Origin of the sequence: Nocardia acididurans (assembly GCF_016741815.1) — a bacterium.
Taxonomy (GTDB): Bacteria; Actinomycetota; Actinomycetes; order Mycobacteriales; family Mycobacteriaceae; genus Nocardia; species Nocardia acididurans.
Window position 1 is genome coordinate 350,535 of record NZ_JAERRJ010000001.1, and the last position, 19,291, is coordinate 369,825.

Genomic DNA, 19,291 nt, shown 5'->3' on the forward strand with positions numbered 1-19,291 from the left:
GCCGGGTGACGGTGGACCGGAGCTACGACACTCCCACCATCGCGATGAGCAATCCCGCTACCCAGGACAGGGCGATCAGCGGGAACGCCAACAGAGTGGTGGGCCAGGCCCGCTGGCCGAGCCGGATTGCGTGCAGGGTCCACAGCGGTATGAACATGAGTGTGGCGATGAGGCCGAACCAGGCCACGGTGAAGGCCAGCGGAAGGTAGCTGCTGCCGCCCCTGTCGCTCACCAAGAACTCGTACTCGGGCACGATCAGGGCGACGAACCAGGCTGTGCCACACGCCAGCACGTAGACCAGTGCGGCGAGTACGAGATCCAACGGGCGACCCGGCGGCCGCCACCACTCCACCACATCGGTGGAATGCCCACGGCGGCCGCCGGTCACACGTCGCGGAGGTCAGGCGGCCGCGCTGCTCACCAGCAGATAGCCGCCGAATCCGGACACCACGATCACCGGCAGCGCGATGGCCGTCCACAACAGGGCATTGCGACGGGTCACCGCGGCGATCGACGCCAGGATCAGCGCGCCCATGAGCGCGAGCGAGATTCCGCCGCCCGCGAGCAGCAGGCCGAGCAGACCCGAGGTCGGCGGCTGGATCACATCGCACTGCACGGAGAAATCCCGCTTGGCCGTGCAGCGATTGGAGATCAGCCCGGACAGCTTGCCCAGCAGCAGATATCCGAATACGAAGGCCAGCACAATATCCAGGCCGTAGACGCCCGCCGCCATGAGCACATTCTTCCGGCGCAGCGGTAGAGCGCCCAGCCCAGCGGCGGACTGCCGGCTCGAATCACCCTCGGCGGCAAGATCACCGAACGACGACAGCGGCCGCTTCGCCGTCTCCACCTCGTCCTCGCTCAGAACCGACGTGCCCTCGACACCGGCCGCGCCCGGCTTCTCCAGCCCCACGGACCGCATCGACCCGTCCGGGCCGAACGACTGTGCCACCGCGCCGAATTCACCCGAATCGTACGGCCGGGCCGGTGCACCCGGACCGGGCGGCGCGGGCCGATACGGCTGCGCGGGCATCCCCCTGCCCGCGGTGTTGGGCGCACCGGCAGGCGCGACCTGCTCCGGCGCACCCGGCGACCACCCCTGCCCCGGCAATGCCGAGGCACCCGAATCATAGTGTGGCCCAGGTGAACCCGGAGGGAACGGCGGCGGTGTCATCGGCCCCGCCGATCGACCCGGCGCGCCCGGACGCGGCGGCTGATCAACGCCCCCGGGCCTGCCCGGCCCGGACGGCGCAGCCTGGCGATTCGATCCGGAATCACGCGACTGCCCGGGACCACCCGGTCCTGGTCCATACGGGTGCTGAGCACCATCGGAACCAGGCGACTGCGCGGGCCCACCGGAACCGAATTGCTGCGCAGGACCGGCGGAGCCGGGCGATTGCCCGGGGCGTGCGGGCCCATGAGGCTGCGCGGGACCACCCGAATCTCGCGACTGCCCCGGAGCGGCCGGGGCGGGACGGGACGGACCGCCTGGACCATACGACTGAGCCGGGCCACCCTGTCCCTGTGCGGGACCACCCGAACTCGGCGGGTGCGCGGGACCACCCGCGCCCTGGGGATGGCGTGGGCCACCCGGCCCCTGGGGATGCCCCAGCGAAGCGGGGCCGCGCGGCGGTTGCGGCGAGCCTCCGGCGTCGCGCGGCGGCTGGGGAGCTCCGGCGTTCGGCGGGCCGGATCCCGTTGGTGGCGTGAGGTTTCGGGATTGCGCCGGAGAGTTCGAGGCGGGCGGCTGACCGACACCACTCGGCGCCGGTGGAGCGGCAGGGGCGAGAGGGCGTTGCGGAGGGATGGGGGGTGGCGTGGGCGGCCGACTGGAGCCTGAGGAAACGGTGGGTTTCTCCGACTCGCCCGAGGGGGACGGTGGCAGCTGCTGCCCGTGCCCAGCCGCCCGCGCTCCGAGGTTCGGTGACTGTCCCGGAGGACCGGATCCCGGTGGTGGCGTGGGATTTCGCGATGGCACGGAGGCGCCCGGAGCAGGCGGCTGGCCGGCACCGGCTGCCGCCTGGGGCGGAGCCGGGGGGCGCTGCGGGGGGATCGGGTTGCGGAGTTGGCCTGAGCTCGAGCCCGAGGAAACGGTGGGCTTTTCTGAATCGTCGGGTGCCGGTGGCACTGTGCTCCCCTGTCCAACCGCCCGCGCGGCATCATCGGAATCGTTCGGCGGCACCATGTTCCAGGTCTGCGTCATTCCGCCGGCGGGCTGCGGGGGGCCGGGGCGGCGATCGGGGTCGAGGGCAGGGCGGCGGGGTTGGTCTTGCGAGTTCATGGCGCTGGGCTCCCCCCGGATCGTTCGGTGCTTTCTCCGAATTCTGACCGGGTGCGAGATCCATTGCCACTCCGAATACCGGGCGGCTGGTGAGTAGGGTCGCGGGTGTGAGCGAGCGCATCGAGGCCCCGGACTACGAATCCGCCGTTGTGTACGCCATTCCCCTGCGGACGCGGTTCCGGGGGATCACCGTGCGGGAGGGGATGCTCATTCCCGGACCCGCGGGGTGGGGAGAGTTCTGCGCGTTTCCCGAATACGACGATCGGGAAGCCGCGGGCTGGCTGGCCACCGCCGTCGAACAGGCCACCATCGGTTGGCCGGGACCCGTGCGGGATCGGATACCGGTGAACTGCATCGTGCCCGCGGTCGGCCCGGAACGGGCACGGGAGATCGTCGCCGCCTCCGGCTGCCGCACCGCCAAGGTGAAGGTCGCCGACCATCCCGATTCGCTCGGCGAGGATCTCGAACGGGTGGCCGCCGTGCGGGACGCCCTGGGCAACGACGGATTCGTCCGGGTAGACGCCAACGCGGTGTGGGATGTGGATACCGCCGTCGACCGCATCACGCGAATCGACAGAGCCGCAGGCGGATTGCAATACGTCGAACAACCCTGCCGCACCATCGAAGAACTGGCCGCCGTACGGCGACGGGTGGATGTGCCCATCGCCGCCGATGAATCCATCCGGCGCGCCGAGGATCCGCTGCGAGTGGCCGTCGCCGGAGCCGCCGACCTCGCCATCCTGAAATGCACTCCCCTCGGTGGCGTGCGCCGTGCACTTCAGGTGGCCGAAGCCGCCGGACTCCCCTGCGTCGTCTCCTCCGCCCTCGAAACCAGCATCGGTCTCTCAGCCCAGATCGCCTTGGCCGCAACACTTCCCGAACTGGACTATGCGTGCGGCCTCGGCACCCTCGCCCTCTTCACCGGCGACGTCGTCGCCGAACCTCTCCGTCCGGTCGACGGCGGGCTCCCGGTCCCGAAGACCCCTCCGACCCCGGACCCCGAACTCCTCGACCGCTACCGGCACCCCGACCCGGAGCGCGTCGCCTGGTGGCGGCAGCGCCTCGATCGCGTCCGCAGACTGGTTCAGTAGGAGCAGAGCTTGATCCAGTCACGATCGACGCGACGGTTGTCCTGGACGAACAAACCCGCGCCGGAGACGTACGGCACGGCGATGTCGAAATCACCCGACCGGTAGATGATCCACTTGCGGTCCTCACCCTTCAGCAATTCGGCGTTCTCGGCCCCGGACAGGAATCCGGAGAAGCTGAAACTGTGGCTCTCGCTTTCTATGGTGCGCCCGGCGATATACGCGTATTGATAGGTGTAGGCGTAGAAATAGCCCCAGCTGCCCACCGTCCCGGAGCAACTTCCGGAGCGGGAACTGCTGAAGGTATCGGCTCGCGCCGGTCCGGCCACGATCCCCAGCACGGTTCCGAGCACCACTGTCGCCAGCAGAATTTTCTTGATCATCGGTTTCCCCACCCGTCCGGACTCGGGCCGGCTGCCCGTGTCGCTTCGAAGACGACGCTAGGGGCGCTGCCCGGCAACGGCTTCGGCGATACCGGGGAACTCGCTGGTCAGTGCCTCGAAACTGTTATCCGGTCCGGACGCCGCAACCGAACATGGTGGTCCGCATGAGCAGTGCCGCCTCGGGACCGATCACGCCGTCGAGCAGTTCCAGATAGCGTTCGCAGAATTCCGGCCCGTGCGGGGCGGAATCGGCCGGCGCGGGGTCCAGATGATGCGCGATCTCGTGCAGGATCACCAATTCCCGTAATGCCCACGCGGTTCCGCGCACGTGCAGGGGAACGGCGAGCACCGCGCCCTCGGATTCGTAATGCGCGGCCTTCGCTCCGGCCCGGGAACGCACAGAAACAGGACTGCTCGCCTTTTTCCACTGCGCGCGAACCCAATTCAAGGCCAGCACCCGGTCCACATAGGTCTGCACCGACTCCACCGAGGCGAACCGGCGTTCGACCGGCAGCGTCAGCCGGGAGCCGTGCACCTCGACCGTCCGCACGCCCAATTCGTCCGCGCGGTCGAACATTCCGCGCACCAGCCCCTCGGCGTCGTACACCTTGGCGCGTTGGGTATCGCGCGGGGTCACGATCCGGATCCGGTCAACTTCCCACGCGCGGCGGGCAATTCGGGAGAATTGCCGAGCCGGGCATTGCGGCCCGCGCGGTCACCGGCGCGGCGAGCGGCCGCGGAGTAGCCCGCGGAGGCCTGTGGGCCGCGCCAAGTGCCGCGCGCTTCGGAAGTACTGGTGTAGAAATCCTTCAACGCGAGTTCCTTGTCGCGCAGCGCGAGAGCTGTTCCCGTGGCGGTGTTCTCACCGGATTCGGTGCGCACCGCCTCGGCCTCCACATCGGCCTTGACCTCGGCGAGACGGGTGCCGATGCGGGCGGCGAACGCCATCTGGAAGTTCAGGCGCGCGGTCACTGCGGCCACCGGGGCCTGCACCTTGCGCTCCACCTTTCGACCCCAGCGGGTTTCGGTCACCAGTTTCGGAGTGGTGGCCGATTTGTAGGAACCGGATTTGATGTAGTGATCCGAGGCTCGCACCATCTGGACGAGCAGGCTCGCGTACAACGCCTCACAGGTGTCGATATCGGTGTCGAAGCCGTAGGCGTACACCGTCGTGGAGGTGCGGGCGACATCGCAGCGGACGTCATTGGCGGAAGCGATGGCGACGAAGAGCTGCACGTAGGTGCGCAGGCCCTTCTTGCCGGGCTCGCCGATGGGAACGACACGCTGCACCGGAACCGGGCGTTTCTCCCGATTGGCTATGTGCGAGCGCGCCACCGCCAGATCGACGGAGGATCGCGTCGCCAGCCGCTGGGCGGCCGCCAGGAACGCCTCGGCTTCGTGCTCGTTGTCGGTCGACTCCGCCTGCCGCAGCAGTCCCCCGATGCGGGTCAGCATCTTGTCTGTGCTCAATTGCCCTCCGCTTCGCTCCGGGCGGGTTCGCGGCCTGCAAGCTCGGTCTTCCCTCCTCCGCTCCTCCGCTTCGCTCCCCCGCTCCGTCAGTCCAGACCGAGCCGGCCGCGAACCATGAGGTTAGCCGGGACTCGGCGAGGTAGTTGGGGCGCGGGGAACTTCCACCATGTATCTTCCTGTGTGCAAACGGCTGAGTGTGCCGCCGCTCACGTCTCGACCCTGGAGTTTCCGCGATGGCTTTGAAGAAGGTGTCGTCCCTACGATCGTCGCTGGTGCCGCGAGCGGCCTTCGCGGCCGCCTCCGTGGCGCTGCTGACAGCGACGTTCGCTACCGCGTGTTCGAGTGACAGTGGCAGCAATGCCATTTCGCAGAACCTGACCGGGCGCGGGCCGATCACCTACGTCGAGGGCAAGGACACCACCGAAACCGGTGCGGTCAAACAGCTCATCGAACGGTGGAACGCCGCGCATCCGGATGAGAAGGTCACGTTCAAGGAGCAGTCCAACGACGCCTCCCAGCAGTACGACGACCTCAAACAGCACCTGAACGCGAAGTCCACGGACTACGACGTGTTCGCCATGGACGTCCCGTGGACCGCCGAATTCGCGGCCAAGGGCTGGATCCAGCCGCTGAAGGACTCCTTCGCGCTGGACACCTCCACCCTGCTGTCCCCGCCGGTCGCCAGCGCCACCTACAACGGCACGCTGTACGCCGCCCCGCGCAACACCAACGGCGGCCTGCTGTTCTACCGCAAGGACCTGGTCACCGAGGCCCCCAAGACCTGGACCGAGCTGCTTGCCCAGTGCCCGAAGGCCACCGAGGCCGGAATCGGCTGCTACGCGGGCCAGTTCGCGCCCTACGAGGGTCTGACCGTGAACACCGCCGAGGTCATCAACGCCTTCGGCGGCAGCTTCGTCGGCCCCGACGGCAAGACCCCGACCGTGAACTCGCCGCAGGCCCGCGCCGGCCTGTCGACGCTGGTCGACGCCTACAAGAACGGCGACATCCCGAAGGAAGCCATTTCCTTCAAGGAGCCCGAGTCGCAGAACGCGTTCGTGAGCGGCAAGCTCATGTTCATGCGCGGCTGGCCGTCCTCCTACGGTGACGCCGGATCCGACGCCTCCGCGGTCAAGGACCGTTTCGCCGTGGCCCCGCTGCCCGGCAAGGACGGCATCGGCGCGTCCACCCTCGGTGGCTACAACGCGGCCATCAGCGCCTACTCCAAGAACAAGGCCACCGCGCTGGACTTCCTGCGCTTCCTGATCAGCGAAGACGCCCAGCACATCGTCGCCTCCGGCGCGCTGCCGTCGGTCCGCGCCTCGGTCTACGACGATCCCGCGCTGATCGCCAAGATGCCGTACCTGCCCGCGCTCAAGGAATCCATCGCCTCCGCGGTGCCGCGACCGGTCACCCCGTTCTACGACGCCGTCTCGAAAGCCGTGACGGACAACGCCTATGCTGCCCTGACAGGCACGAAGTCCGTCGACGACGCCATCGTCGGGATGCAGAAGGGCATCGAAACCGCCGGATCGTAGCCCGACGGAACGCCCGCCGTTGTCCATCCCGTAGGAGAGAAAAAGGTGTCACGTCCTTCGGGAGCGACCGAGCTCGCGCCACCCGAACCGACCGCCATGAAACCGAAGTCCTCGCCCGCCAAGCGCCGTGCGCCCCTCAGCGACACGGCCAAGGGCTGGCTGTTCGTCACGCCGGTGCTCATCGCACTGGCCGTGGTGATCGGATATCCGGTCGCGCGAGCGCTGTACATGTCCTTCCAGAAGGACGCCGGACTCGACCCCGCCACCGGCATGTTCGTCGAGGGCGGCAGCGCCGGGTTCGACAACTTCAAGCACTGGCTGCTGCAGCAGTGCACCAACTCGCTCGGTGAGACCGTCAGCTGCCCCACCGGCAACCTGGGTTCGCAGTTCTGGCTCGCCATCGGCGTCACCCTGTTCTTCACCGTGATCACGGTCGCGCTGGAGGCCACCATCGGCCTCGGCATGGCCGTGATCATGGGCAAGACCTTCAAGGGCCGCGCCCTGCTGCGCGCCGCCGTACTGATCCCGTGGGCCATCCCCACCGCCGTCACCGCGCGGCTGTGGGAGTTCATGTTCCAGTACGACGGCGTCGTGAACCGGGTGCTCGGCACACACATCCTGTGGACCGCCGACGAATGGCCCGCCCGTTTCGCCGTCATCGCCGCGGACGTGTGGAAGACCACCCCGTTCATGGCGCTGCTGATTCTGGCCGGGCTGCAGGTGATTCCGGGCGACGTGTACGAAGCCGCGCGCGTGGACGGCGCGTCCGCGTGGCAGCGGTTCTGGCACATCACCATGCCGCTGCTGAAACCCGCGCTGCTGGTGGCCGTGCTCTTCCGCACCATGGACGCGCTGCGCATGTACGACCTGCCGGCCATCATGACGCAGTCCAATCCGAACACCCGCACCATCTCGATGCTGGTCGTCGATCAGGTCCGGCAGGGACCCAACAGCGCCTCGGCACTGTCGGTGATCACCTTCCTGCTCATCTTCACCGTGGCGTTCCTGCTGGTGAAGGTGCTGGGGGCCAACGCCGTTCGCACCCAGGAAGAGCAGCGGGAGGCGCACTGATGAGTATCGACATGGACAAAGCTCGCCCGACGCCGCCCGCGCAGCCGACGAAAAACGTCGTGCCGCAGGCGGTTCCGTGGACCAAACGGCTCGCGAGCGCCCGGGTCTACCTGGGCGCGCTGATCGTGCTCGTCTGGGGACTCGGGCCGTTCTACTGGATGGTCGTCACCGCCTTCCGCGATCCGGACTACCAGTTCGACAACACGCCGTGGTTCACGCACGTCACGTTCGAGAACTTCCAGAACGCCTTCGACACCAGCCGCGGCAACGACTTCGGGAAGGCGCTGGTCAACAGCGTCATCATCGGATCGCTCACCACGATCGTGGCGCTGCTCATCGGCGTCATGGCGGCGTACGCGCTGGCGCGGCTCACCTTCAAGGGCCGCTACGTGGTGTCGGGGCTCATCCTGAGCGCCTCCATGTTCCCGGTGGTCGTGCTGGTGACGCCGCTGTTCCAGCTGTTCACCAACCTCGGCTGGATCGGGCAGTACCAGGCCATGATCATCCCGAACATCTCGTTCGTGCTGCCCATGACCGTGTACATCCTGGCCTCGTTCTTCACCGAACTGCCGTGGGAACTCGAGGAGGCCGCGCGCATCGACGGCGCGTCGCGCTTCCAGGCCTTCCGGCTGATCATGCTGCCGCTGGCCGCGCCGGCCGTATTCACCACGGCCATTCTGGCTTTCATCGCGTCGGTGAACGAATATCTGCTGGCGCGACTGCTTTCCAGTGACAAGACCGAGCCCGTGACCGTCGCGGTCGCGCGGTTCTCCGGCAACAACCCGCTGGTGCAGCCGTACGCGGCCATCATGGCGGCGGGAACGATCGTCACCATTCCACTGGTGATCATGGTGTTGCTCTTCCAGCGCCGCATCATCTCCGGTCTCACCGCCGGTGGCGTAAAGAGCTAAATTTCCGGCCGTGGCCCATGCGTCCATTAGCATGGGCCACGCCGCATTCGGGACGCGGCATTCACCTGTACGCAAAGCTTTATCGAACGCTCCAGAAGGAGATGCTCGTGAGCTCATCCCGTAAGCGGCGCCGTGGCGAACCACCGCCGTACGCCACCATGGCCGGGTGGAATGAGCTCCCGACAGACCAGTTCCGGCGGCAGCAGCCGTCGCACAGCAGGCCCCGACGCCGCGCCAAACCGCCCAAAACACCGAAACGGCAGGATAGTTCGCGACGACCGCGCGCCTCCCGGGGGCGACGCGTCCTGCGCGTGCTGACCACGCTGTTCGTGATCTTCGCGGTGATCCCCTCACTGCTCATCGGATTGGCGTACTGGAGCGCGGAAATTCCCGACCCGAATGCCGTGCAGACCAATCAGATCGCCACCATCCTCACCGCCGACGGGCAGTCGGTCATCGCGAAAGTCGTACCGCCCGAGGGCAATCGGATCCCCGTCCCGCTCAGCGACGTCCCCGAACCGGTGCGGCTGGCCATGCTGTCGGCCGAGGACCGCAACTTCTACACCAACCCCGGCTACTCCGCCTCGGCCTTCGTCCGCGCCGCGCGCGACAACCTGCTCGGCAAGGAAGACGCCGGCGGCGGCTCCACCATCACGCAGCAGTACGTGAAGAACGCCTTCCTCAGCTCCGAACGCACCATGAGCCGCAAGATGCGCGAACTCATCATCTCCGCGAAGATGGCGCGGCAGTGGAGCAAGGACGAGATCCTCGAGGCCTACTTCAACACCATCTACTACGGGCGCGGCGCGTACGGCATCTCCGCCGCCGCGCGCGCCTACTTCGCCAAGAGCGTTCCCGAACTCACCCTCGCCGAGGGCGCGGTCCTGGCCGCCGTGGTGCGCACACCGTCCATCCTGGACCCGGAAACCCACCTGGACGCCCTCACCGACCGCTGGAACTACGTGCTGGACGGCATGATCCAGATGGGCGTGCTCAACCGCAGCGAGCGGGCCGCCACCGTGTTCCCCGTCATCGTGCCCGTCACCGAGGTCGACGACACGCCGCGCGGCCCCGAGGGCCTCATCCGCGCCCAGGTGCTGCGCGAACTGCGCTCCTCCGGCATCAGCGAACACGAACTCAACACCGGTGCGCTGCAGATCTTCACGACCATCGACGCCCGCGCCCAGCAGGCCGCGCTCGACGCCGTGAACAATGGCCTGAACGGGCAACCGTCCGAATTGCGCACCGCCGTGGTGTCCATCGACCCGCGCAGCGGCGCGGTGCGCGCCTACTACGGCGGACCGGACGGCATCGGCTTCGACTTCGCCCAGGCCCCTTTGCAAACCGGTTCGGCCTTCAAGACTTTCGCGGTGCTGGCCGCACTGCAGCAGGGCATCTCGCTGTCCTATCGAATCGACAGCGCGCCCATCACCGTCAACGGCGAGAAGATCCAGAACGTCGGCGGCGAGACCTGCGGCACCTGCCCGCTGTCCGAAGCGTTCAAGCGCTCGCTCAACACCAGCTTCTACCGCCTCAGCCAGGCCCTGTTCGAAGGCCCCAAGGCCATCGCCAACGCCGCGCACCTGGCCGGAATCCCGGAATCGATTCCGGGCATCGGCGAGACCCTCACCGAAGAGGGCGGGCCGCCGCTGCCCGCCATCGTGCTCGGCGCGTATTCCGTGCGGCCGATAGACATGGCCTCGGCGTATGCCACCATTGCCGCGTCCGGGACCTATCACGCACCGTATTTCGTGCAGAAGGTGGTGACCGGCGACGGCCGGGTGCTGCTCGACCGGGGCGGCGATCCGCCGCCCGGCGAACAGCGCATCCAATCCTCGGTGGCCGATACCGTCACCTCCGCCATGCAGCCCATCGCCGCCTACTCCAACGGGCACGGGCTGGCCGGAAACCGGCCGTCGGCGGCCAAGACCGGCACCACCCAGCTCAGCGACACCGGCGACAACAAGGACGCCTGGATGGTCGGCTTCACGCCGTCGCTGTCCACCGCCGTATGGGTGGGAACCGAACAGTCCCAACCGATTACGACATCGCGCGGCTCCGCCATCTACGGATCCGGCCTGCCCGCGGATATCTGGAAGGCCACCATGGACGGCGCACTGGACGGCACGCCGGTGGAACAGTTCCCGAATCCGGCGCCGGTTGCGGGGGCGCCGCCCGCCGACGGGAATTGGGACATACTGAATCCCGGCAATGGCGCGCAGCAGGATCCCGTCGTGGTGATTCCGCCCGCGCCCGAACCGAAACAGGTGGAGATCTTCCCCGGCCTTTCCATTCCGGTTCCGGGTTAGCGGAACGAGAGCTGTTGATCATGAATCAGCACTACCCGACCCATCCGCGCCCGGCTGTGGATATTGTGGAATCCGCCACCGATGCCAGCGACTCCGGGCAACGGTGGCAGGATGCGGGTGGAGAGCAGGGTGGGGTCGGAGACAGCACGAGACTTAGGGGCGACGCCGGTGGATTTCAATGTCGTTGAACGCCACGAGACGCTGGTGGCCGGAACGGTGCTACGCAGTCCGGCACTCGCGGTCGAAGGACCACGCCGCGTGAAGGTCGAGGAGGCCTGGAAGCGCAATCTGTCGCGCACCCTCCCCGGGCCACCCGCGACGGCGTACGTCGATCACGCACCGGAGATCGGCTCATACCTGACCCACATCGTCGGGTACCGCTGCCGCACGCTGGACGACCTGCAACCGGGCGACGTGCTCGCGCGCATCCCGGCCGGAAGATTCGCCCTGTTCACCCGCAGCGGGGACAACCTGGGCGACACCATCGCCTCCATCTGGCGCACGGTGTGGGATCTGGAGGCATCGGGCACGCTGCGGCGCGCCTACACCGGGGATTTCGAGCGGTACCCGGATTCCCGGACAGTGGAGGTTTTCGTCGCGCTGGATACGAGCGCGGAGGGGTAGGGGCACAGTGGACTTCGAAATCGTCACCCTGGATCCGTTCCTGGTCGGCGGCCTGACCATCCCGCTCGCCGGGCGCGAGGTCACCGCGCGTGACCTCGACCTGGTCAACTTCACCTGGGACCGCTACCTGGCGCGGGAGAAGAAGGCCGAGCGGGTGGCCGCCTACATCGGGCAGAACGACCACGCGGTCGCGGTGCTCGGCTACGAACTATCCGGACTCGACGATCTGGACACCGGTGACGTGGTGACGCGGATTCCGTCCGGGCGCTACGCGAAATTCGTTGTGTCCGACAAGCCTTACGACCTGCTGCGCACCGCGTGGGCGAAGGTCGCCAAGGCGGAGAACGCGGGCACCATCACGCGCTCGCACACCGCGGAGATCGAGCGCTACACCGGGCCGACCTCGGTCGAGGTGTACGTCTCCCTCGACTGACGGGCCGGGCTGCGCGCCCGACCCCCGAATTGCCAAGAGCGGCCCCGCAATCGAATTGCGGGGCCGCCCTTGTGCTGCGTCCGAATTACTCGGCGTCGATGATGAACGCTTCCAGCTGCGCGCGGGCGACATCGTCGGCGATCTGCTTCGGCGGCGACTTCATCAGGTACGCCGAGGCCGGGATGACCGGTCCGCCGATGCCGCGGTCCTTGGCGATCTTCGCGGCGCGCACCGCGTCGATGATGATGCCGGCCGAGTTCGGCGAGTCCCACACCTCGAGCTTGTACTCCAGGTTCAGCGGCACGTCACCGAAGGCGCGACCCTCCAGCCGGACGTAGGCCCACTTGCGGTCGTCGAGCCACTCGACGTAGTCCGACGGGCCGATGTGCACGTTGCGGTCGTGCACCTTGCCCGCCAGCGGACCCTCGAGGTTCGAGGTCACGGCCTGGGTCTTGGAGACCTTCTTGGACTCCAGGCGATCACGCTCGAGCATGTTCTTGAAGTCCATGTTGCCGCCGACGTTCAGCTGGTAGGTGCGGTCCAGCGTGACGCCGCGGTCCTCGAACAGCTTGGCCATCACGCGGTGCGTGATGGTCGCGCCGACCTGCGACTTGATGTCGTCACCGACGATCGGGACACCGGCGTCGACGAACTTCTGCGCCCACACCGGATCCGAGGCGATGAACACCGGCAGCGCGTTGACGAAGGCCACGCCCGCGTCGATCGCGCACTGCGCGTAGAACTTGTCGGCCTCCTCGGAACCCACCGGCAGGTAGGACACGAGCACGTCGACCTTGGCATCCTTCAGCGCCTGCACGACGTCGACCGGCTCGGCATCCGACAGCTCGATGGTCTGCGCGTAGTACTTGCCGATGCCGTCCAGCGTCGGACCACGCTGCACGGAGATGCCCGACGGCGGCACGTCGGAGATCTTGATGGTGTTGTTCTCGCTGGCGAAGATCGCGTCGGCCAGGTCGAAACCGACCTTCTTGGCGTCGACGTCGAACGCGGCGACGAACTTGACGTCGCGGACGTGGTAGGGACCGAACTTGACGTGCATGAGACCCGGTACGGTCGAGTCAGCGTCGGCGTCCTTGTAGTACTGCACGCCCTGGACCAGGGAAGAAGCGCAGTTACCAACGCCGACAATGGCCACCCGTACTTCGGTGTTGATGTCACTCATGGCCGATATTTCCCTCTTTCTGTGGTGCCGCCTTCGTCGATTGCTCCGCAGCAATCAACTCGTTGAGCCAGCGCACTTCGCGCTCGCTTGATTCGAGACCGAGTTGATGGAGCTGGCGGGTGTAGCGATCCAGCTGCCCGCTGGCTCGTTTGATCGCCTCCCGCAGTCCTTCTCGGCGCTCCTCGACCTGTCGCCGCCTGCCCTCCAGGATTCGCATCCTCGCTTCCGCGGGGGTGCGGCTGAAGAAGGCGAGATGAACGCCGAAGCCGTCGTCGGTGTAGTTCTGCGGGCCGGTGTCTGCGAGCAGTTCGTTGAACCGCTCCCGGCCCGTGTCTGTGAGGTTGTAGACCCGCCGTGCCCGGCGCGTGGCCAGACCGAGCGGGGCTTCTTCGGCGATGAGACCGTCGGCCTGCATGCGCCGCAGGGTCGGATACAGCGACCCGTAGGAGAAGGCACGGAACGGACCGAGCAGGCCGGTGAGGCGTTTGCGCAGTTCGTAGCCGTGCATCGGAGATTCGAGGAGCAGCCCGAGGATTGCCAACTCGAGCACCGGGCCTCACCTCCCTGACTTGTTCTCTTCAGACCTAACCGATGGATGCAGCTCCAAACTATATCGGCCCGATATAAAAGCGCCACCATTCCGCCTCCCCGAATCTTCGGCGCCCGGCTGAGAGCCGTCGACCGTCGAGCACGCGTGCCGCCGGTTGAGAGCCGCTCCGACTCTGGACGTCCCCGGCGAGTTACCCGGCCCGCACGAAATCAGTTGTCGCCTTTCGATCACCCAGGTGAACCCTGAGAGTTCATCCGGGGAGTGCGGCAGGTGCGCCGTCGCAAGTACTCTGGGTCGCGTGCGAATACAGCGGCAGGTGGTGGACTATGCGCTCCGGCGCCGGTCGCTGCTGGCTGATGTCTATGCGGGGCGGGTAGCCGTGGCCGAGGTGTGCGATGCGAATCCCTACCTGTTGCGTGCGGCAAAGTTTCACGGGCGGGGGAGCGAGGTCACATGCCCGATCTGCAGGAAAGAGCAGCTGACCCTCGTATCCTGGGTCTTCGGCGACGGGCTGGGGCCCGCCGCCGGCTCCGCCCGCACACCGGAGGAATTGGTACGGATGGCCGAGGCTCGTGAGGAGTTCTCGGTTCATGTCGTCGAGGTGTGCCGGACCTGCAGTTGGAACCATTTGGTGCAGTCCTATGTGCTGGGCCACCCGCCGGTGCCCTCGGGCCGCCGCCGCACCGGGACCCGGCGCGCCGCCGAATGAAAGGCCACGCCGACTGCTGATCCGCGGGCACGAGCGTGCCCGCCGCGGTGAACGTGACCGCATCGAGCCACAGGACCGTATTTCGAGTAGCTATTGGAGAGCCAGGCTGTGACATCGCCCTATGACGACGGACCGCACGGCGGCCGCCCCCGTGGCGGTTCGCAACCCGGCCCCGGCGGCTACCCGCCGCCTCGACCGGCAGGCCCGCCGCCCGGCGCACGGCAGCCGAACGGCCAGCCCCGCCCCGCCCAGGGCCCCGGCCCGGGGAACGCGCAGCGGCGCGGCCCGGTACCCAACGGCGGTCCCGGCGGGATGCCGCCGCGAAACCCCCAGCCCGGCCGCGGTCCGGCGGCGCCGCAGGGCGGTCCCGCGCGCGGCGCGGATGCGCAGCGACGTCCCACTCCGCAGGGCAATCCGGCCGGTGGCGTAGGCCCCGGCGGCACCCGCAAGCTACCCCACCCGGCCGCGAATACCGGTGGGCGACAGGCTGTTCCGGAACACATCCAGCGTGCCGCGACCTCCGACCGCGCCCAGCGCGCCGCCGAATCCGGCCGCCGCGCGGGCACCGCGACCCGACCGCGTCCGGCCGACGACCGCACCCGCCCGCCCTCGGGCGCACAGCCCGCCACGCGGCGGGCGCAGAACGGCGGCACCCCGTCGGGTCCGCCGCCGCGCCGTCCCGGCTCCGGTGGTTCCGGCGGCTCGGGCGGTCCGGGCCGGGGCGCGGGCGCGAAGAAGAAGCGCTCGGTCTGGAAGATCATCCGCCGGGTCTGCTACGTCATGCTGGCGCTGTTCGTCATCCTGCCGAGCACCGCGTTCCTGATCGCCTACTCGACGGCCACCGTGCCGAAGCCGGGCGACCTGAAGACCAATCAGGTGGCCACCATCGTGGCGGCCGACGGCAGCACCGTGCTGTCGAAAATCATTCCGCCGGAAGGCAACCGGACCGACGTCACCATCGACCAGATCCCGCCGACGGTGCGCAATGCCGTGATCGCGGCCGAGGACCGGTCCTTCTACACCAACCCGGGCTTCTCCATCACCGGCTTCATCCGCGCGCTGTGGCGCAATGCCACCGGCGTGGCGGACGCGGGCGGTGGTTCGACGATCACCCAGCAGTACGTCAAGAACGCCATGGTCGGCAACGAGCACTCGCTGAACCGAAAGCTCAAGGAGCTGGTGATCTCGGCGAAGATGGCCAGGCAGTGGTCCAAGGACGAGATCCTCACCGCCTACCTGAACACCATCTACTTCGGTCGCGGCGCGTACGGCATCGACGCGGCGTCCAAGGCCTACTTCGGCAAGCCGGTCACCGAGCTGAACACCGCCGAGGGCGCGGTGCTCGCGGCGGTCATCCAGCAGCCGTCCAACCTGGACCCGGAGAAGAATCCGACGGGCGCGAAAGCCCGCTGGGACTACGTGCTCTCCGGCATGGTGGACATGGGCAACCTGACCTCGCAGGAAAAGGCGAGCACCCAGTTCCCGCCGGTGATTCCGGCCGCGCAGGCCGCCGGTGAGAACACCACCGACGACGGCCCGGCGGGTCTGATCAAGTCGCAGGTGCTCAAGGAGCTGACGGCGGCGGGCATCTCCGAGCGTCAGCTCAACACCGAGGGCCTGACCATCACCACCACCATCGATCCGGTCGCCCAGCAGGCGGCCATCGACTCGGTGAACAAGTACATGGACGGTGAACCCGAGAACCTGCGCACCGCGGTGGTCTCGGTGGATCCGAAGAACGGCGCGGTGCTCGCCTACTACGGCGGCACCGACGGCCAGGGCTTCGACTTCGCCAATGCCGGTCTGCCGGCGGGCTCCTCGTTCAAAGTGTTCGGCCTGGCCGAGAACCTGGAACTGGGCAAGTCGCTGTCCACTCTGTACGACTCGTCGCCGGTCACCGTGAACGGCATCAAGATCACGAACGTCGAAGGCGAACAGTGCGGCATGTGCACCATCGCCGAGGCGCTCAAGCGGTCGCTGAACACCAGCTTCTACCGCATGATGCTGGACATGCCGGGCAACGGCCCGCAGAAGATCGCCGACATGGCGCACAAGCTGGGCATCCCGGAATCCATTCCGGGCGTGGGCAAGACGCTCACCGAACCGGACGGCTCCGGCCCCAACAACGGCATCGTGCTCGGCCAGTACCAGGTGCGCGTGCTCGACATGGCCTCCGCGTACGCGACCCTCGCGGCGTCCGGCGTCTATCACGCGCCGCACTTCGTGACCAAGGTCGTGGCCTCCGACGGCAGCGTGCTGCTGGACCGCGGCGACGTCGCCGGTGAGCAGCGCGTCTCGGCCGCCGTGGCCGACAACGTCACCGCCGCCATGAAGCCCATCGCCGCCTGGTCGCGCAACCACAACCTGGCGGGCGGCCGCGACTCGGCCTCCAAGACCGGCACCAACCAGCTCGGCGACACCGGCGAGAACCGCGACGCCTGGATGGTCGGCTACACGCCGTCGCTGGCCACCGCGGTCTGGGTCGGCACCGAACAGGGCGAGAAACTGCGAAACGCCAACGGCGGCATGATCTACGGTTCCGGCCTGCCCTCCGACATCTGGAAGGGCACCATGGACGGCACGCTCTCGGGCACGCCGAACGAGTCCTTCCCGAAGCCGGGCGCCATCGCCGGTCAGGCCGGTGTGCCGTCCTGGTCCGCGCCGTACACCGCGCCGTCGACCAGTGACAACCCCATCGCGCCGCCGGTCATCACGCAGAGCCAGGTGGAGATCCTGCCGGGTATCACCATCCCGGTACCGGGTCTCGCGCCCAACCCGCAGAACCAGCAGCGCTCCCAGCAGACCGAGGAGAACGACAGCGGGCCGATGCCGGGACAACCGGTCGCGCCCTCCGACGGCTCCCCGCTGACCACCACGCGCAGCGCGCCCACCACGGCGAACAGCGGCGGCGGGACAGGCAACGGCGGCGGCAACGGGAATGGCAACGGCACCGGGCCGACACGGTCTCGGTAGCCTTCTGCCGTGATCGAGCAGGAACTGGACAACCGGCCGGCCGCCTCGGGCGAGCCGGCCGGTGCCACGGTGGGGACAGGCGGGGAACCCGTGACCGAAGACGCTCGCGCACGGCGCGATCCGGGTGAACTCTACGAATCACCCGCACCGCTCGCGACCGATCAGCGGTCCCTCGACGACCGCGACGAACCCAGCCGCACCGACACCCTCACCGCACAGCTGTGCACGCTCGTCGGCGGGCCGGTCGGCGATCACGCCCTGATCGGACGGGTCCGATTCTGGACGCCGCTGCGCGTCATGTTCGTGTTCGCACTGCTGTTCCTGGCCCTCGGCTGGTTCGGCAAGGCGGGCTGCATCCAACAGACCCGCGACGCGGACGGACTGCTCGGACTGGACTGGAACAACGGCCGCCAATACGTGGCCATGTGCTACTCGGACACGGTGCCGCTGTACGGGGCCGAACACCTCAACGAGGGCGCGTTCCCGTACAAGAAGCAGTGGTTCGACGTGGACGGCGACGGCCGGCCGCAGGCCCGGTACATGGAGTATCCGGTGCTGTCCGGGCTCTACCAGTACGGGGCCATGGGAATCGCCAAGGCGTGGAAGGCTTCTCCGCTGCCGGGCGGGCTCGAAGTCGTCATCTACTTCAATGTGGTGGCCGTCGGTCTGGCCATGGCGTGGCTGGTGACGGTGTGGGCGTCCGCGCAGCTGGCCGGGCGGCGGGTGTGGGATGCCGCGCTCATCGCGCTGTCGCCGCTGGTCGCGGTGCACGCTTTCACCAACTTCGACGCGCTCGCAACGGCTTTCGCGGCCGGCGGGCTGCTGGCGTGGGCGCGGCGCAAACCGGTGCTGGCGGGCATTCTGCTCGGGTTGGGCGGGGCCGCGAAACTGTATCCGCTGCTGCTGCTCGGACCGATCCTCATCCTGTGCCTGCGCACCGCGCGATTCGGCGAGGACCGGTGGACGTTCGGACGGACGGGGCCGCTGCGCAGCTTCGGCATGACGGCCGGGGCGGCGGCACTGACCTGGCTGGCGGTGAACGCGCCCATCGCCATCCTGTACCCGAACGGGTGGTGGGAGTTCTTCCGGCTCAACACCGAACGGCACGCCGACCCGGATTCCATCTACAACGTGATCACCTCCTTCACCGGGTGGACCGGCTTCGACGGGCCGCTGACCACCGGGCAGACGCCGTCCATGCTGAACCTGGTGTCACTGCTGCTGTTCCTGGCCGCCTGCGCCGGAATCGGCTGGATCGGGCTGACCGCCGCGCGACGACCGCGCCTGGCGCAGTTGGCATTTCTGGTCGTGGCGGCATTCCTGCTCACCAACAAGGTGTGGAGCCCGCAGTATTCGCTGTGGCTGGTGCCGCTGGCGGTGCTGGCACTCCCCCAGCGCCGAATCCTGTTGGCGTGGATGACAATCGACGCGCTGGTGTGGGTGCCGCGCATGTACTACTACCTCGGCACCGACCGCAAGGGGGTGCCGGAGCAGTGGTTCACCGGCACCGTCGTGCTGCGCGATATCGCGGTGATCGCCTTGTGCGTCTTGGTGATTCGGCAGATATACCGGCCCGCCGAGGACGTGGTGCGGCGCGACGGCCAGGACGATCCCTCCGGTGGCGTCCTCGACCACGCGCCTGATCCCGAACAGCCTTGGCTCCCAGCCGTGCTGCGCCCCCGCACGCGGGCTACCGCAGGCACCTGATAGCGAAAGTCGAACGGCCCCACACTCTCTCGAGTGTGGGGCCGTTCGCTGTCCGAGAATTCCG

The 19,291-nt window shown here is 68.0% G+C and carries 17 protein-coding genes; 10 read left to right on the forward strand and 7 right to left on the reverse strand.

Features of this window, described 5'->3' with window-relative positions:
• Positions 1 to 22 precede the first annotated feature (22 nt).
• On the reverse strand, positions 23 to 388 hold the full coding sequence (locus tag JK358_RS01615) for a hypothetical protein (protein ID WP_201942540.1): 366 nt from the start codon (positions 386 to 388) through the stop codon (positions 23 to 25).
• 12 nt (positions 389 to 400) lie between these two features.
• Positions 401 to 1,111, reverse strand: a complete 711-nt coding sequence (locus tag JK358_RS01620; RefSeq protein ID WP_201942542.1) for a hypothetical protein — start codon at positions 1,109 to 1,111, stop codon at positions 401 to 403.
• 1,277 nt (positions 1,112 to 2,388) lie between these two features.
• On the opposite strand from JK358_RS01620, the gene JK358_RS01625 reads away from it, so the two are divergent.
• Complete coding sequence (locus JK358_RS01625; RefSeq protein ID WP_307817224.1) at positions 2,389 to 3,372, forward strand: o-succinylbenzoate synthase; 984 nt, start codon at positions 2,389 to 2,391, stop codon at positions 3,370 to 3,372.
• On the opposite strand, the gene JK358_RS01630 is transcribed toward JK358_RS01625, so the two are convergent.
• From JK358_RS01630 to JK358_RS01640, 3 genes are all read right to left on the reverse strand, one after another.
• A complete protein-coding gene (locus JK358_RS01630; RefSeq protein WP_201942544.1) occupies positions 3,366 to 3,752 on the reverse strand; it encodes a hypothetical protein in 387 nt (128 codons plus the stop codon). The genes JK358_RS01625 and JK358_RS01630 overlap by 7 nt on opposite strands.
• Before the next feature lie 124 nt (positions 3,753 to 3,876).
• The gene (locus tag JK358_RS01635) at positions 3,877 to 4,392 is read right to left on the reverse strand and encodes a TIGR04338 family metallohydrolase (protein WP_201943750.1); all 516 of its coding nucleotides are present in this window, start codon (positions 4,390 to 4,392) and stop codon (positions 3,877 to 3,879) included.
• Positions 4,386 to 5,222: a DUF2786 domain-containing protein gene (locus JK358_RS01640; RefSeq protein ID WP_201942546.1), complete on the reverse strand. Its 837-nt coding sequence runs from the start codon at positions 5,220 to 5,222 to the stop codon at positions 4,386 to 4,388. Before JK358_RS01640 ends, JK358_RS01635 begins: the two co-directional genes overlap by 7 nt.
• A gap of 233 nt (positions 5,223 to 5,455) precedes the next feature.
• Here JK358_RS01640 and JK358_RS01645 point away from each other — a divergent pair, with 233 nt between their 5' ends.
• The 6 genes from JK358_RS01645 (at position 5,456) to JK358_RS01670 (ending at position 12,105) form a co-directional block, all read left to right on the forward strand.
• Entirely contained in the window at positions 5,456 to 6,757 is a 1,302-nt protein-coding gene (locus tag JK358_RS01645; protein WP_201942549.1) for an ABC transporter substrate-binding protein, read from the forward strand.
• Positions 6,758 to 6,853: 96 nt separating this feature from the next.
• Positions 6,854 to 7,828: a carbohydrate ABC transporter permease gene (locus tag JK358_RS01650; protein ID WP_201943753.1), complete on the forward strand. Its 975-nt coding sequence runs from the start codon at positions 6,854 to 6,856 to the stop codon at positions 7,826 to 7,828.
• Positions 7,828 to 8,739, forward strand: a complete 912-nt coding sequence (locus JK358_RS01655) for a carbohydrate ABC transporter permease (protein WP_201942553.1) — start codon at positions 7,828 to 7,830, stop codon at positions 8,737 to 8,739. The genes JK358_RS01650 and JK358_RS01655 overlap by 1 nt, the downstream gene beginning before the upstream one ends.
• A 101-nt stretch (positions 8,740 to 8,840) precedes the next feature.
• Positions 8,841 to 11,048 (forward strand): transglycosylase domain-containing protein, encoded by a 2,208-nt coding sequence (locus tag JK358_RS01660; RefSeq protein ID WP_201942556.1) that lies wholly within the window; start codon positions 8,841 to 8,843, stop codon positions 11,046 to 11,048.
• A 168-nt stretch (positions 11,049 to 11,216) separates the two neighbouring features.
• Entirely contained in the window at positions 11,217 to 11,672 is a 456-nt protein-coding gene (locus JK358_RS01665; protein ID WP_201942559.1) for a GyrI-like domain-containing protein, read from the forward strand.
• A gap of 7 nt (positions 11,673 to 11,679) precedes the next feature.
• Positions 11,680 to 12,105: a GyrI-like domain-containing protein gene (locus JK358_RS01670; protein WP_201942562.1), complete on the forward strand. Its 426-nt coding sequence runs from the start codon at positions 11,680 to 11,682 to the stop codon at positions 12,103 to 12,105.
• 85 nt (positions 12,106 to 12,190) lie between these two features.
• Here the strand turns inward: JK358_RS01670 and JK358_RS01675 are convergent, their stop codons facing one another.
• A complete protein-coding gene (locus JK358_RS01675) occupies positions 12,191 to 13,288 on the reverse strand; it encodes an inositol-3-phosphate synthase (protein ID WP_201942564.1) in 1,098 nt (365 codons plus the stop codon).
• Entirely contained in the window at positions 13,281 to 13,838 is a 558-nt protein-coding gene (locus JK358_RS01680) for a PadR family transcriptional regulator (RefSeq protein WP_181582143.1), read from the reverse strand. The genes JK358_RS01675 and JK358_RS01680 overlap by 8 nt, the downstream gene beginning before the upstream one ends.
• A 298-nt stretch (positions 13,839 to 14,136) precedes the next feature.
• On the opposite strand from JK358_RS01680, the gene JK358_RS01685 reads away from it, so the two are divergent.
• The 3 genes from JK358_RS01685 (at position 14,137) to JK358_RS01695 (ending at position 19,227) form a co-directional block, all read left to right on the forward strand.
• Complete coding sequence (locus tag JK358_RS01685) at positions 14,137 to 14,547, forward strand: DUF5318 domain-containing protein (protein ID WP_372440579.1); 411 nt, start codon at positions 14,137 to 14,139, stop codon at positions 14,545 to 14,547.
• 780 nt (positions 14,548 to 15,327) lie between these two features.
• Positions 15,328 to 17,520, forward strand: a complete 2,193-nt coding sequence (locus JK358_RS01690) for a transglycosylase domain-containing protein (protein ID WP_232850663.1) — start codon at positions 15,328 to 15,330, stop codon at positions 17,518 to 17,520.
• Between the two features lie 90 nt (positions 17,521 to 17,610).
• Entirely contained in the window at positions 17,611 to 19,227 is a 1,617-nt protein-coding gene (locus JK358_RS01695) for a glycosyltransferase family 87 protein (protein WP_201943759.1), read from the forward strand.
• The last annotated feature ends 64 nt before the right edge of the window (positions 19,228 to 19,291 follow it).

Coding starts and splice junctions, on each gene's coding strand:
- JK358_RS01645 (WP_201942549.1), top strand. CDS start 5,456: ATGGCTTTGAAGAAGGTGTCGTCCCTACGATCGTCGCTGGTGCCGCGA.
- JK358_RS01655 (WP_201942553.1), top strand. CDS start 7,828: ATGAGTATCGACATGGACAAAGCTCGCCCGACGCCGCCCGCGCAGCCG.
- JK358_RS01675 (WP_201942564.1), bottom strand. CDS start 13,288: ATGAGTGACATCAACACCGAAGTACGGGTGGCCATTGTCGGCGTTGGT.
- JK358_RS01690 (WP_232850663.1), top strand. CDS start 15,328: ATGCTGGCGCTGTTCGTCATCCTGCCGAGCACCGCGTTCCTGATCGCC.
- JK358_RS01660 (WP_201942556.1), top strand. CDS start 8,841: ATGCTCGTGAGCTCATCCCGTAAGCGGCGCCGTGGCGAACCACCGCCG.
- JK358_RS01650 (WP_201943753.1), top strand. CDS start 6,854: ATGAAACCGAAGTCCTCGCCCGCCAAGCGCCGTGCGCCCCTCAGCGAC.
- JK358_RS01630 (WP_201942544.1), bottom strand. CDS start 3,752: ATGATCAAGAAAATTCTGCTGGCGACAGTGGTGCTCGGAACCGTGCTG.